Source organism: Caldibacillus thermoamylovorans (genome assembly GCF_000751775.1).
In the GTDB taxonomy this organism is placed as follows: Bacteria; Bacillota; Bacilli; order Bacillales; family Caldibacillaceae; genus Caldifermentibacillus; species Caldifermentibacillus hisashii.
In genome coordinates this window covers 14,784-28,275 of record NZ_CCRF01000020.1, presented here as the reverse complement: position 1 = coordinate 28,275, position 13,492 = coordinate 14,784, and the positions used below count along the sequence as shown (strand labels likewise).

Below are 13,492 nucleotides of genomic sequence, written 5' to 3'. Positions count from 1 at the left end.
TAATTCTCTTGCCATTTTTTCAAACTAATAGTATGATAGGGATAAATAAATTGTATATCAGATCACATGTTACTGATTCGATCAGGCATGGTGGTAACAAAAGGGTAGCATTCTCCCCCTTTACCACCATGCCTTTTTTATTTTCTAAAAAAGGAGAAATATGTATGTTCAGTTTTTTTAAGAAAAAGCGAGATCTTTCAATTTATGCTCCGGTAGACGGGGAAGTAATTCCTCTATCCTTTGTTCCCGACCCTGTTTTTCGTGACAAACTAATGGGAGATGGAATTGCCATAATACCAACTGACGGGCATTTTTGTGCACCAATAAATGGGAAAGTGATTCTCATTGCACCTACAAAACACGCAATCGGTTTAAAAGCTGAGTGAAGGTTTAGGTGGAGATGCAAATGTTGTCGCAATTGATAATTGTGTAACACGTCTAAGAGTTGAAGTTAAAGACATGAGAAAAGTAGACCACCAAAAAATCAAATCAACCGGAATTTCGGGCATAAAAGAAGTCGGACCAACAAGCATACAAGTTATTGTTGGTACAAACGTGCAATTTGTTGCAGACGAAATCACAAAGCTTCGTAAATAACCTTATGACATTCCGAATAACAGGGTATGCACAATTTGCATACCCTGTTTTTATGAATTGGATAGAAGAAACGTCTCAGAGGAACCCTTTCTTGTCGCAAATTTGGGAGAGTTGCACCCGTTTTTGGAGACAAGACTCTTTTCTCGTTACCATTATGAAGCGGAAAATGCTTATTTTTGGCGACGAAGTACCTTCTCGTCGTCATTTTTGCACGGGAAACCCCCTTTTTTGGCGACGAGGCCCTTTCTCGTCGTCTTTTTGAAGCGGAAAACTTCCTTTTTTGGCGACGAGGCCCTTTCTCGTCGTCTTTTTGAGCTAAGAAATCCCACTTTTTGGCGACGAGACCCTTTCTCGTCGTCTTTTTTGCACGGGAAACTCCCTTTTTTGGCGACGAGGCCCTTTCTCGTCGTCTTTTTGAGCCAAGAAATCCCACTTTTTGGCGACGAGACCTTTTCTCGTCATCACTTTTGCACGGGAAACCCCATTTTTTGGCGACGAGACCTTTTCTCGTCGTCATTTTTGCACGGGAAACCCCATTTTTTGGCGACGAGATCCTCTCTCGTCGTCTTTTTGAGCCGGGAAACACTCATTTTTGGCGACGAAACCCGTTCTCGTCGTCTTTTTTTGGCTGGAAACTCACTTTTTTGGCGACGAAACCCGTTCTCGTCGTCTTTTTTTGGCTGGAAACTCATTTTTCTGGCGACGAGATCCTCTCTCGTCGTCTTTTTGAAGCGGAAAACTCCCTTTTTTGGCGACGAGACCTTTTCTCGTCGTCATTTTTGCACGGGAAACCCCCTTTTTTGGCGACGAGACCTTTTCTCGTCGTCATTTTTGCACGGGAAACCCCCTTTTTTGGCGACGAGACCCTTTCTCGTCATCACTTTTGCCCGGGAAACCCCATTTTTTGGCGACGAGACCTTTTCTCGTCGTCATTTTTGCACGGGAAACCCCCTTTTTTGGCGACGAAGCCCCTTCTCGTCACTAATTTTGCCCGAAATCCACCTGTTTTTGGCGACGAAACCATCCATGAGACAAAAATCTCTAAAAGAAACCTTGTCGAATTGTCCCAAGATAAAACATTTCAATTCCCTTACTGACAAGTTTTTCAACTGTCTTTGTCAGTTACTTAATACTTCCAGAAAACATGGTATAATAATAAGATGAAAGATTGCAGGAAGGACTTTAAAAATGAACAATCAACGTTGGCTTTCATTTAACTACTTCACATTTTTCTTTACATGGGGAATTTTCATGCCTTATTGGACGGGCTGGCTAACAGGCGATAAGGGACTTTCCGTATCCGCTGCAAGTATTATTATTGGGGCCGGATTACTGACAAGATCATTTTCTACTTTGATTTTGTTCCCAGTTGCAACTAACCGATTTTCCATTAGCACTGTAATGAAAGGGATTGCACTTCTTTCACTCGTTCTGATGATTTCATATATTCCCTTTGAATCCTATAGTGTACTACTTCTCATTACCGTTTTATTTAGTCTTATTTATCCAAACTTAATGCCCGGTGTAGAGGGCAGTGCCACCATTTTATTAGCACACGAAAAACTCGATTATGGAAAGAGTCGTTCCTTTGGCTCAATCGGCTATACGGTTGCTTTAATTGTTGTCGGGCTTGGGACTTCCTTATTTCAAGAAAAAGCAATTTATTGGTTAATGCTGGCAGGCATCGTGTTCATTATCTTTTCCCAATTCCAAGCGACTCCACTCATTTTGAAAACAGAGCCGAAAATACAAAATTCAAATACGAGTATAGGAAACTTCAAAAAACTCTTTACATCAAAGGAGTTTCTTATCATTCTAATTATTTCCGTCTTATTACAAGGCTCACATACATCCTATTATAATTATGGATTTATTTATTTACAGGATTTAGGCATAAACAGTTTTTACATTGGGCTTATTTTAAATGTAGCCGTTTTAGGAGAAATCTTATTTTTTGCAAAAGCAGATTCGTTTCTGGCCAATATGAAAATATCGACAATGTACATTTGGGCGGCCATTGGTTCTACTTTACGGTGGGTTCTCGTTTTCCTTTTCCCGAATGTATTTGTTTTTATTGGTTCGCAACTTTTGCATGTGATTTCCTTTGGTTATGCTCACTATGCCACGATTCAATTTATCTCGAAACGACTGAAAACAAGCCAAATTCCAACCGCTCAAGGCATGTATACTTCTTTCGCCATGAGTTTAATTAATGCTTTGCTGACCTTCCCGGCAGGATTTTTATATGAAGTTTCGGCAAAGACGGCTTTTTTAGGAATGATCGCATGCACCATCCCGGCTTTACTTCTAACCTTGGCTACAAAAAGAAAATATAACTATTAAAGGTAATTCATTGTGTCATGCCGCAATGAAGCTTTTTTCAAATGAGTTCCACAAATTTAGGGCATACATCATTTATGTGCCCTTTCCTTGTAAAAACCCTTTTATTTTATATTATATAAGGAAAAAGGGGAATCCAGCGCTAAATACGGCCCTCCGGAAACCCCTTTCTCTTTTTTATTTTGGATTAATTACAATTTCTACGCGGCGATTTTTTGCTTTTCCTTCCTCGGTATTATTTGGTGCAATCGGCCTCGTTTCACCGAATCCATGTATACTAATCTGCATATGATTTACTTTTTCACTTTGTCGCAAATAAGCTTCTACCGCTTTAGCTCTATTTTCTGATAATGTCATATTATATTGGTCATCACCTGTACTGTCGGTATGTCCATTAATTTGAATAATTGTATCTTCTTTCAATGTTTCCAAAGATTGAATGAGCTCATTCAATGTATTTTGGGCATCAGGTTTCAAATCACTTTTATCATGATCAAATAATATTTCGTCAGGTAATTGAATTTTTACTTCTTCATCATCTGTAGTGAGCATTGTTTTTTCCGGAGCTTTAACGATTGGCGGTTTCGGATAAAGGAGGACTTCAATCATATTCCCGCCTTCTTCATTTGGTTTCACCTGATCACCGCTCATTTTTTCAAATTGCTCCCCATAAATTTCTTTCATTCTTGTTTCCAATACATGTGAATCATTGGGATTTGAAGTAATGATAATAAATCCACTTTCTGTAATTGTATCATATGGAATTTGTAAGAAAAACGTACCGTCACTAACAACTTCTGCACTTGAACCAATCCAATTTTGTGATAGTGTTGCGTCTTTGGAAGAGTAATAGAAAGCGTTCAAACGTGTTCCTTCTAATAAATTTGATTTCCCTTTTACATAGAAATAATGATGGTCATTCGTTAGTTTCGTATCAATCCAAACTTTCGTGCTGGCATAATCATCCGGAACCTTTTCCCTTTTCGGTGCTTTAATCGGATACACGGTTTGTTTCCCATTCGGTGAAACAAGAACAGAAGCAAAGATTTTTTGATATTCTTCTTCCAGTATTTCATGTTTGTAGACAAATGGTCCTTTTAAGTTCTCTCCATGCTCACCATAAACAGCTTCAATCTCTTCCGGCTGCCCCAATCCTCCGAGAACGACTTCAATCGTCACTAAAACATATTCATGGTCTTGTAGATCTTGAGGTATTTCAAATGTAAAATTTCCATGTTTGTCAACAACAGTACCCTTCTCACAAAGCAAGCATATCGGATTTCGTATGGAAAAAGGTCGATCAAGCCAATCAATTTCTACATATGTTCCTTTCATTAAATTGCTTTTCCCTTTAACGACAATCTTTCCGTTTTCGTTGACTATTTCTCCACTTAATTTTATATTTGTCGGAATCTTTTTATCACCGTTATTTTTTGATTCCTCCTTTTGCTTTCCGTCTGCTTGGCTTGCATTCTTTACAGCAACACGGCTACTATCTTCCCCTTTTGTCTGTTTTTCCTCACATCCAACTAAAAAAAGTATTGTTGCTAAAATCAGGAAAAACCAACATGATTTTCTCACCATATTCTCCCCCTAAAATTACTAATTCTTAAAATAAATTAAACGATTTTCAACAAAAATGGAATAAGCTTATAGTCCTAGGGAAAATATCATATATGGTTCTCAAAATAGTCGTAATTTTACTGAATATCCTTTTGAACCGTAGAAACGCTAAAACTCCTGCCTCTTAATTCATGTACTTTTCATCCATCATTTTCTATATATAAATATCGTTTTCTAGGTCGTCTTGCCTAGGAATTATTAAATCAACATAAATAACCGATTTTGCCAATATTTCTATTATTTGCTTAGTTTTCACGCACCGGTATCGCATCGGGTAGCATCAATCAACTGAAAGAGCACTTCCCAAGTTTCACTATTAGTTTCTTTCAAGTACTAGTTTTAACTTTTGGTAAGTTTTTGGGTCAGTGAGTGTTCTTGATTCAAAGATAAAAAATTCCTTAAAAAATTGATGACAAGCAACTTATTATTAGATATAATTAGTACAATAAAACGTTGTGGTTTATCTTTTTTACCAACATAAAATTGTAAATAAATGAACAAAGAATAGAGGAAAATTCAAATGACTGTCTTATCAGAGAGACTAAAAACGTTGAGGAAAAAGCATAAATTGACCCAAAAGGATATAGCAAATTATCTTGGCATGACCGAAAGTGGCTATGGCTATTATGAACAAGGAAGAAATGAACCATCCATTGAAACTTTGCAAAAATTTGCAGTTAAATATAATGTTTCCATTTCCTACTTAACCGGCGAGGAACATGAGAGGAAGAAAGCCTTGGTAGCCGATCATGAAATTGAATTGACGGAGGAAGAATTCAACTTCATAAAAGAATTGAAAAAACATCCTCTATTATTTCATGAACTTGCTTCTGACCCTGCTAAGAAGGTGAAAGAACTCATTAAACTTTTCAGGGTGAAACAATTGATTTTAGAAGAAGATATTGAAGAATACGGGGATGTCAAATAATAAGTTTTTAAAGGAGTTGCTTGCAATGAATGAACAAATTGTGGGACAAATTTTGGGAGAATTAAAAGGTATCAGAGAATCACAACAGGTCATGCAGAACGAAATTAAGTCAATGCAAACCGAAATTAAGTCTATGAAATCCGAAATTAAGGATATTAAGGAATCTCAATACTTAATGCAGACTCAACTAAATGAGACAAACGAAATTGTTCGTGCCATAAGACATCGTCAAGAAGAAACGGATGCCAAACTTGATGCTCTTTCCATGGACGTTCATAAACTGCATGGGGAAGTTTTATCCTTAAAAGATGGACAAGAACGTCAAGAAAGAATACTTGAAACACTTATTATTCGTTCCGTTGAGCAAGAAGCAGATATAAGGGATTTAAAAAGAATTAAATGATTCCTTATGATTTGAAAAAAAATCAGCTTAATAAAATTCGAAACAGAATGGTAGATGAAAACATTGAATGACATGAAAGTTTCTCGACATAAAGTTAAAAAGAGGCCTCAATCCAATCAGCAATTGGTTAGAGACCTCTAATTTTTATTTGTCAGTGAAACGATTATGAAACCTTATCAAATTGGCTGTTATAAAGATTTGCATAAAACCCGCCTTTTGCCAATAATTCTTCATGTGTACCTTGTTCGACAATATCCCCGTCTTTCATACAGAGAATTAAATCCGCATTTTTAATCGTGGAGAGTCTGTGCGCAATAATAAAACTCGTTCTGCCTTCCATTAATTTATCCATTGCTTTTTGAATTAAAACTTCTGTACGGGTATCGACAGAGCTGGTTGCCTCATCCAAAATTAAGATTTTTGGATCAGATAGAATCGCCCTGGCAATCGTTAATAATTGTTTTTGACCTTGGGATATATTGCTTGTTTCTTCGTTCAATTCCATATGATAACTATTCGGTAATGTTTTTACAAAATGGTCAACCTGTGCCATTTTTGCCGCTTCCATAACCTCTTCGTCTGTAGCATCGATTTTACCATAGCGGATATTATCCAAAATCGTTCCATTATAGAGCCATGTATCTTGTAAAACCATTCCGAAAAGCGTGCGCAAATCTTGTCTGGAGAAATTGTTTATATTGTAGTTATCGATATAAATTGCCCCTTCTTTGATATCATAAAACCGCATAAGCAATTTAACCATTGTTGTTTTTCCCGCTCCGGTTGGTCCGACAATGGCTACTTTCTGACCGGCTTTAATTTCAGCGGTAAAATCTTTAATAACCACTTGGTCCGGATGATAACCGAATTTTACATGTTCAAATCGAATATTCCCCTGAATGGGTAAATCCTTTACCCTATATTTTACATTTTCCTCTTTTTCCTCTTCCTCATTTAAAAATTCAAAGATCCGTTCTGCTGCGGCCACCATTCTTTGAAATTGATTGGAAATATTTGACAACTGGGTAATGGGTTGAGTAAAATTACGGACATATTGGATAAAAGCTTGAATATCCCCAATGGTAATTTTCCCGTTTGACGCCATCGATGCACCAACGATACATACAACAACATAACCGAGATTTCCGACAAAGCCCATGACCGGCATCATTAAACCTGATAAAAATTCAGCTTTTCTCGCATTTAAAGCTAATTTTTCATTTTCTTTTTCAAAATCTTGTACTGCTTGATTTTCTCCATTAAAAGCTTTAATGACCACATGTCCGCCATACATTTCTTCTACATGACCATTGACGCGACCCAAATATTTCTGTTGGTTATTAAAATGCTTTTGTGATAATTTCACAACACCGATAATAAGGATCATTGATACAGGAATCATCCCTAGGGCTATCAAGGTTAACTTCCAGCTGATCGTCAGCATCATAATGAAAACACCAACAATCGATGCAACAGATGTCAAAAATTGGGTAATACTTTGACTAAGGGATTGTTCAAGTAGATCGACATCATTTGTGATTCGAGAAAGCACATCCCCTTGGCTATTTTTTTGAAAATATCTAAACGGCAGTCGGTTCATTTTCTGCATAATTGAATTACGTAAATTATAGGAAACCGATGTCGCTACATTAGACATAAAGTACCCTTGAATATACATAAATGCAGCACTTAACACGTACAACCCGATTAATAGAAGGATGATTTTCCCAATATAATTAAAATCAATTCCACTATCTGCACCCAGCATCATATTCTTAATACCTTCAGCTAACTCATCTGTTGCCTTGGCTAAAATTTTTGGTCCGACAATAGAAAATACAGAACCGGCAATGGCCAAAATTGCAACAAGAAACAAATACCATTTAAAAGGATTTAAATAAGAAGCCAATTTTTTCAAGCTGCCTTTAAAATCCTTTGCTTTTTCAACCTGCATTCTCCCCATTGGGCTTCCCGGATGGCGTCTCGGTTGTTTTCCTTCACTCATGCTAATTCCTCCCTCGATAGCTGTGATTCTGCAATTTCCCGGTATTCTTCACAGCTCTCCAGCAATTCTTTATGGGTTCCTTTCCCTACGATTTTGCCTTTATCAAGAACAATAATTTGATCGGCATTTTTAATCGTGCTAACCCGCTGAGCAACAATTAGAACGGTTGAGTCATGCGTGTATTGATCCAATGCTTTTCTCAATGCCGCATCAGTTTTTAAATCGAGTGCTGAGAAACTGTCATCAAAAATATAAACAGGAGGCTTTTTAATTAAAGCACGAGCGATCGATAAACGTTGTCTTTGCCCGCCGCTGACATTTGTTCCACCTTGTGAAATAGCTGTATGAATCCCTTCTTCAAATTCTTCAACAAAGTCTTTCCCTTGTGCCACCTCAATGGCCTTCCAAATTTCTTGTTCGGTAGCTTCCGAATTTCCATATTGGATATTCGATGCGATATCCCCTGAAAATAGGAAGCCTTTTTGTGGCACATAGCCAATATGATCGCGTAATTCCTTTTGCGGCAGATTGCGAATATCAATACCATCAAACGTAATTCTGCCCTCAGTGACATCATAAAATCGCGGTATTAAATTGATTAATGTTGATTTCCCCGATCCGGTAGAGCCGATAAATGCTGTTGTTTCCCCTGGTTTGGCAACAAAAGATATATTTACTAAAATACTTTCTTCTGCATCAGGATACCGAAATGACACATGGTCAAATTCAATTTTACCTTTTGGATTCGATAAATGTTGGACCTCATCGCTATCAGTAACGATTAATTCTGTATCCAATACTTCCTGAACACGTTTTGCTGAAACTAATGCTCTTGGTACTAAGATAAAAATGACGGAAATCATTAGGAAAGCAATAATAATTTGCATGGCGTATTGAATAAAAGCCATCATATCGCCAATTTCCAAAGTGGAATCAGCAATCGCTTTTCCACCAACCCACACAATTAACAAACTAACCAAGTTCATAATCAACATCATTGCAGGCATCAAAAATGACATCGTTCTTTGAATAAATCGATTGGTTTTACGTAAGTGATCATTTGCTTTCTCAAAACGTTTTTCCTCAAACTGCTCATTACCAAATGTACGAATAACCATCATACCGGCAAGATTTTCCCGGCTGACCAAGTTCACTTTATCGATTAAAGTTTGTAACATTTTAAACTTCGGCATAGCAATTGAGAGAATGGCTATCATGAGTATTAACAAGGCAGCTACGGCAACGGCAATCGTCCAACTTATCGACACAGTCGTCCGAAGCGCCATCACGATTCCGCCAATCCCGATAATCGGGGCATAACAAATCATCCGAATACCCATTAAAATTAAGACTTGAATTTGTTGTATATCATTCGTACTTCTTGTTATTAAGGAAGCTTGCGAAAACTTATCATATTCTGCATTTGAAAAAGACATAACTTTTTTGAATACATCCTTGCGCAGATTTTTGGAAGCAGTTGTCGCAACCTTGGTCGCAAACCAACCAACCACGATGGAAGCGACAACACTAAGCAGAGCCAAGCCAAGCATTTGCAGCCCTTTTATAATAATATAATGGTTTTGAATTTGTTCTAAATTTACACCCAATTCTTTATAAAAAATTCTTGTAAAGGTGGTAGAAACTTGTCCGGCTGCCATAGAATCATCTTCGGCAGCTAAAGAAATATATTTGTCTAATTTCCCTGCTTGCTGAAGTTGAGTTAAGTAAGGAAGCATTTCATAGATTTTACTCGTATCAACATCGGATAAATTCGCATTTTTATTGCTATTAGTATTGCCTTGTGCCGCATTGATTTCACCCGCCATATCCTCTAAACTAAGTGTCAAAGCATAAGTGGCTTGTGTATAGGCTTTATCAGTTTGGGCTAATTTGTCTTGATCCGTTTCCGTTAAGACATAAATATTCTTATCTTTTACAGCCGGATAGTCACTTTTATACTGATCAGCTTTTGAACTCCCCGCTTCGATTAATGTATAACTATCATTTATAATGGATTGACTATCTTTATCCATAAGCAACTGGATTAAATTCATTCCTTCTTCACTGATGGCATCCGGAGCTCCCTCTTCAATTCCACCCGTTTGAATGCCATTATTTACCATATCACTCATAAAATTTGGCAATTGTAATTCCGAAATTGCTTGCACAAAAAGAAACGCAATACAAATCAATATGGTTAGAGTGAAAGGTTTAAGATATTTTAATAATAACTTCATATAACATTTCCTCTCTATCTTTCAAATTCGTTTTACTTAAAAGTATTCTATCATTATCAAACACGATTTTGGGAATAATCGTTGAGCATGTGATTAGAATCATCTTCGCTTTTTTGTGATGACTTAAGCAAGGGAGATTTCCTAATTTTGATCTAAGTAACCTCAGTATATTTTTTATCGCGTTCAAAATTTCTAAAAATTTCCTCACAAAATATCAGGTAGAACTGCAATAATTTTTGCTGTGCTTCTTGTTCTGGCTTGACTAATTGGTCAAGTTCTAATAAAAATCGTTTCCCAAACTCATCAACGATTGATAATATTAGGTCCGTTTTCGATTTAAACACCAAATAAAAGGCTCCTTTTGAAATACCGCAAGCATCTGTGAATTGCTGAACCGCTGTTGCCTCGATTCATTGATTTGCGAATAATTCAATAGCCTTTTTCATAATCGGTTTTTTTCTATTCATGTATTTAACCATCACCTAGCATGTAATCCATGACCAAGTGGTCACTATCTTAACAATTATGACGAGTTTTGTCAATGACATGGAAGAAAGATATTGTTGGAAATTGAGCGGAAAATCGAATTATTACTCGAGTATTTACCTGCAAAGTTTATAAGTGGTAGGGAAAGGAAACCAAGAATAAGGTTTCAGCATTCTTGGTTTCCAATTGTATACTTTATGGATATCAAATCACAATTAATTCTATGAATAATATTTTCATCCATGATGGAATCCTTTGACTTTCATATCTTATCGTTGTCATTTACATATCTGTTTAAAGGTAACAGATAATAAGTTTCCAATATGTTTTAAACATCTTTTTAAAAAAAGCTATACATGCGTTTGTTGTTCTTTCTTTATCGCTATCGCTCTGCTGGGGAAATCAGTCATAATGGTATTTACTTGTAATTTTAAGAGTTGACTAATTTCATTTGGCGCATTGACCGTCCAGACACGGATTTTGTCAGAGAGATTTTCCAGTAAATTTGTATTGCAGTCATGGATTCTGTTTTTCACATAATGTTTCACTTCTTTGGGAAGATCGACATGGAGCCGATCAATGGCTCGAAATATTCGCCTAAATACTTGTGGCTTTGGCAATACCACATGTTTGTTCAAATGTAAGGCTTCCAAATGAAATGTCTTCATAAAGTCTTCAGGAAGAGAGATTCCTTCATTTAATAACCAAGCAATATTTGCTTTCGAATTTATTTCTCTCATACGCAAAATCGTGGGCAAATGAAAAGATGAATAAACGACTTTCCTTCCTTTTCCATATTGTTCAACAAGATTATGAACCTTTTCTTCAATATGGTGATAAGCTACCATATCTGTTTTCAGTTCAATATTCAATTCGACCGGATACGGGGCCAGTAATTGCAACACTTCCTTTAATGTAGGAACCTTTTCCTTGTCCCAAGTTGCATCATACTCCGGCAAATGTGCATAACGACTTCCGGCACTGACCTTTTTTATCTCAGCTAATGTTAAATCTTTAATCCAGCCGGTTCCACTTGTTGTGCGATCCAATGTTTCATCATGAATGACTACAACTTCACCATCTTTTGTTAAATGAACATCCAGTTCAATTCCGTCAACACCGAATTCAATTGCCTTCATAAAACTCAGACAGGTATTTTCCGGATATATTCCTTTTGCTCCTCGATGTCCATAGATCTTTGTCATCGGAATTCTTCCTTTCATTGTAAGAAAAGCGCAGAGCGCCCGCTTAGCGACGTACAAACTGGAGCGCCCCGCAATGAGATAAAGGAAACACGGCGAGGGACGAGCCGATGTTGACTTATCGTAGTGGAGGGGAGTGAAGTTTGCTAGTCGCTGGCGCTCGTAGCTAGACAATAAAACTAATCACTAGTTATTTACTTATATTTTTGAACTTTCTTATTCTATGAAAAAGGAGAAAAAGCATGGGGAACCATACTTTCTCTCTTGAACTTCTTCAGTGGAAATTTCTTTATTTTTTTCTGGCTTTATTTGCTTGTTCAATTGCATCATTAAATTGTTGTACGGCTGTTTTATATGCTTGGTCTACTTCTCCACCATTATAAACCGTTTCAAGCGCTGTTTCCATAATTTTGCGCCCTTGTGGAAGCATATCCATTAACGCCCCTTGAGTCGCATAGGAGGATTTTGTCGATTGCAGCTGTTGAACTGTTACTTGCAGTTGTGGTTTTTCTGCCCAAGCTTCTTTCACAACGTCCTCTTCATAGGCAGCAGGGTTCACAGCAAAGTAACCTGTCCCGACATGCCATTTTGCTTGAACTTCCGGTGTTTGTAAATATTTCATAAATTCCCAAGCAGCTTTCGATTCTTCTTTCGGTTTGCCATCAATCATCCAAAGACTGGCACCGCCAATGACCACACCTTGTCGTTCCTGATCCTCGGGATACGGAAGGAAAGCAATACCTACTTCAAACGGTGCATTATCAATAACATCTCTTGCACTTGCTGAAGATTGTAAGAACATCGCTACATCACCGGCTAAGAAACCGGCAACCATGTTATCCCCGTTTGTACCATAGTTTGCAAACGTACCATCGTCGACCATACGCTTTACCCATTCGAAAATGGATTTGCCTTCTTTTTCTGTCCAACCAATTTTCGTCGGTGTATCGGTACGACCATTATCATTATTTAATAATAATGCTCCTTGATTAGCAAGCAGTTGTTCCCATAACCAACCATAAGCCTGCAAAGCAAATCCTTTCATATTCGGATTGGATTTAACAATTGCTTTCGATGCTTCTTCCACTTCTTCAAATGTTTCCGGTGCTTTTTCCGGATCTAAACCTGCTTTTTTAAAGGCATCTTTATTATAGTACATGACTGGAGTAGAGGAGTTAAACGGCATCGAATAAAATTTTCCATCTAAAGAATAATAGTTGGTAATATTCCCCTCCAAGCCACTCATATCATATCCGTCCTTATCAACAAATTCCTGGATTGGAATAATATTTCCACTGTTTATCATTGACATCGTACCAATTTCAAATGTTTGAATCATCGTTGGCGCACTGTCTGTTCCTGCAACAGCATTAAATTTTGTCAGTGATTCATCATATGTCCCCTGATATTCGGCATTTACCTGGACCTTATCTTGAGAATTATTGAAATCCTCAACAATGCTGTTTAATGTTTCTTGACCGGCACCGCCCATAGAATGCCAGAATGTAACAACTTGTTTTCCATCTTTAGTTCCAGCTTCACTATTTTTATTTCCGGTACTTTGCGAACTGTTTCCAGAAGCGGAATTTTCTCCAGCGCAGGCGCTCAGTAAAAATAGTATACCTAGACTAAAAATCATAATCAGTTTTTTCATATATTCTACTCCTCCTG

At 37.2% G+C, this 13,492-nt stretch carries 12 protein-coding genes and 1 pseudogene; 7 read left to right on the top strand and 6 right to left on the bottom strand.

The annotated features are described in order from the left end of the window. The first annotated feature begins 32 nt into the window (after nt 1-32). The 5 genes and pseudogenes from BT1A1_RS19560 (at nt 33) to BT1A1_RS02780 (ending at nt 2,940) form a co-directional block, all read left to right on the top strand. Nucleotides 33-386 carry a PTS sugar transporter subunit IIA gene (locus BT1A1_RS19560; protein WP_081912247.1) on the top strand — a complete coding sequence of 118 codons (354 nt, stop codon included), beginning with the start codon at nt 33-35 and terminating at the stop codon, nt 384-386. After that, a pseudogene (locus tag BT1A1_RS17685) lies at nt 376-597 on the top strand (PTS transporter subunit EIIB); the annotation flags it as partial. The gene BT1A1_RS19560 and the pseudogene BT1A1_RS17685, both read left to right, overlap by 11 nt. 176 nt (nt 598-773) lie before the next feature. Further along, nucleotides 774-911: a hypothetical protein gene (locus tag BT1A1_RS18445; RefSeq protein WP_156103155.1), complete on the top strand. Its 138-nt coding sequence runs from the start codon at nt 774-776 to the stop codon at nt 909-911. 18 nt (nt 912-929) lie between these two features. Continuing rightward, the gene (locus BT1A1_RS18440; protein ID WP_156103154.1) at nt 930-1,694 is read left to right on the top strand and encodes a hypothetical protein; all 765 of its coding nucleotides are present in this window, start codon (nt 930-932) and stop codon (nt 1,692-1,694) included. Nucleotides 1,695-1,785: 91 nt separating this feature from the next. After that, nucleotides 1,786-2,940: an MFS transporter gene (locus tag BT1A1_RS02780; RefSeq protein WP_034767879.1), complete on the top strand. Its 1,155-nt coding sequence runs from the start codon at nt 1,786-1,788 to the stop codon at nt 2,938-2,940. Nucleotides 2,941-3,114: 174 nt separating this feature from the next. Here the strand turns inward: BT1A1_RS02780 and BT1A1_RS17330 are convergent, their stop codons facing one another. Further along, entirely contained in the window at nt 3,115-4,518 is a 1,404-nt protein-coding gene (locus BT1A1_RS17330; protein WP_197057061.1) for an OmpA family protein, read from the bottom strand. 562 nt (nt 4,519-5,080) lie between these two features. Between BT1A1_RS17330 and BT1A1_RS17325 the strand changes: the two genes are divergently transcribed. Beyond that, nucleotides 5,081-5,488, top strand: coding sequence for a helix-turn-helix domain-containing protein (locus BT1A1_RS17325; protein WP_051988972.1), 408 nt, complete (start codon nt 5,081-5,083; stop codon nt 5,486-5,488). Between the two features lie 25 nt (nt 5,489-5,513). Further along, a complete protein-coding gene (locus BT1A1_RS02765; RefSeq protein ID WP_231553270.1) occupies nt 5,514-5,891 on the top strand; it encodes a hypothetical protein in 378 nt (125 codons plus the stop codon). A 163-nt stretch (nt 5,892-6,054) separates the two neighbouring features. Here BT1A1_RS02765 and BT1A1_RS02760 read toward each other — a convergent pair whose 3' ends face one another. The 5 genes from BT1A1_RS02760 to BT1A1_RS02740 all read right to left on the bottom strand — a co-directional run bounded on the left by BT1A1_RS02760 (nt 6,055) and on the right by BT1A1_RS02740 (nt 13,475). Then, nucleotides 6,055-7,896: an ABC transporter ATP-binding protein gene (locus BT1A1_RS02760; RefSeq protein ID WP_034767876.1), complete on the bottom strand. Its 1,842-nt coding sequence runs from the start codon at nt 7,894-7,896 to the stop codon at nt 6,055-6,057. Next, on the bottom strand, nt 7,893-10,133 hold the full coding sequence (locus BT1A1_RS02755) for an ABC transporter ATP-binding protein (protein WP_034767872.1): 2,241 nt from the start codon (nt 10,131-10,133) through the stop codon (nt 7,893-7,895). Before BT1A1_RS02755 ends, BT1A1_RS02760 begins: the two co-directional genes overlap by 4 nt. A 152-nt stretch (nt 10,134-10,285) precedes the next feature. After that, on the bottom strand, nt 10,286-10,480 hold the full coding sequence (locus tag BT1A1_RS02750; RefSeq protein WP_034767870.1) for a hypothetical protein: 195 nt from the start codon (nt 10,478-10,480) through the stop codon (nt 10,286-10,288). Nucleotides 10,481-10,969: 489 nt separating this feature from the next. Beyond that, a complete protein-coding gene (locus BT1A1_RS02745; protein ID WP_034767867.1) occupies nt 10,970-11,824 on the bottom strand; it encodes a glycerophosphodiester phosphodiesterase in 855 nt (284 codons plus the stop codon). 286 nt (nt 11,825-12,110) lie between these two features. Continuing rightward, entirely contained in the window at nt 12,111-13,475 is a 1,365-nt protein-coding gene (locus BT1A1_RS02740; RefSeq protein WP_034767865.1) for an ABC transporter substrate-binding protein, read from the bottom strand. Between the last annotated feature and the right edge of the window lie 17 nt (nt 13,476-13,492).

Coding starts and splice junctions, on each gene's coding strand:
- BT1A1_RS19560 (WP_081912247.1), top strand. CDS start 33: ATGATAGGGATAAATAAATTGTATATCAGATCACATGTTACTGATTCG.
- BT1A1_RS02760 (WP_034767876.1), bottom strand. CDS start 7,896: ATGAGTGAAGGAAAACAACCGAGACGCCATCCGGGAAGCCCAATGGGG.
- BT1A1_RS17325 (WP_051988972.1), top strand. CDS start 5,081: ATGACTGTCTTATCAGAGAGACTAAAAACGTTGAGGAAAAAGCATAAA.
- BT1A1_RS02780 (WP_034767879.1), top strand. CDS start 1,786: ATGAACAATCAACGTTGGCTTTCATTTAACTACTTCACATTTTTCTTT.
- BT1A1_RS02765 (WP_231553270.1), top strand. CDS start 5,514: ATGAATGAACAAATTGTGGGACAAATTTTGGGAGAATTAAAAGGTATC.
- BT1A1_RS02740 (WP_034767865.1), bottom strand. CDS start 13,475: ATGAAAAAACTGATTATGATTTTTAGTCTAGGTATACTATTTTTACTG.
- BT1A1_RS02755 (WP_034767872.1), bottom strand. CDS start 10,133: ATGAAGTTATTATTAAAATATCTTAAACCTTTCACTCTAACCATATTG.
- BT1A1_RS02745 (WP_034767867.1), bottom strand. CDS start 11,824: ATGACAAAGATCTATGGACATCGAGGAGCAAAAGGAATATATCCGGAA.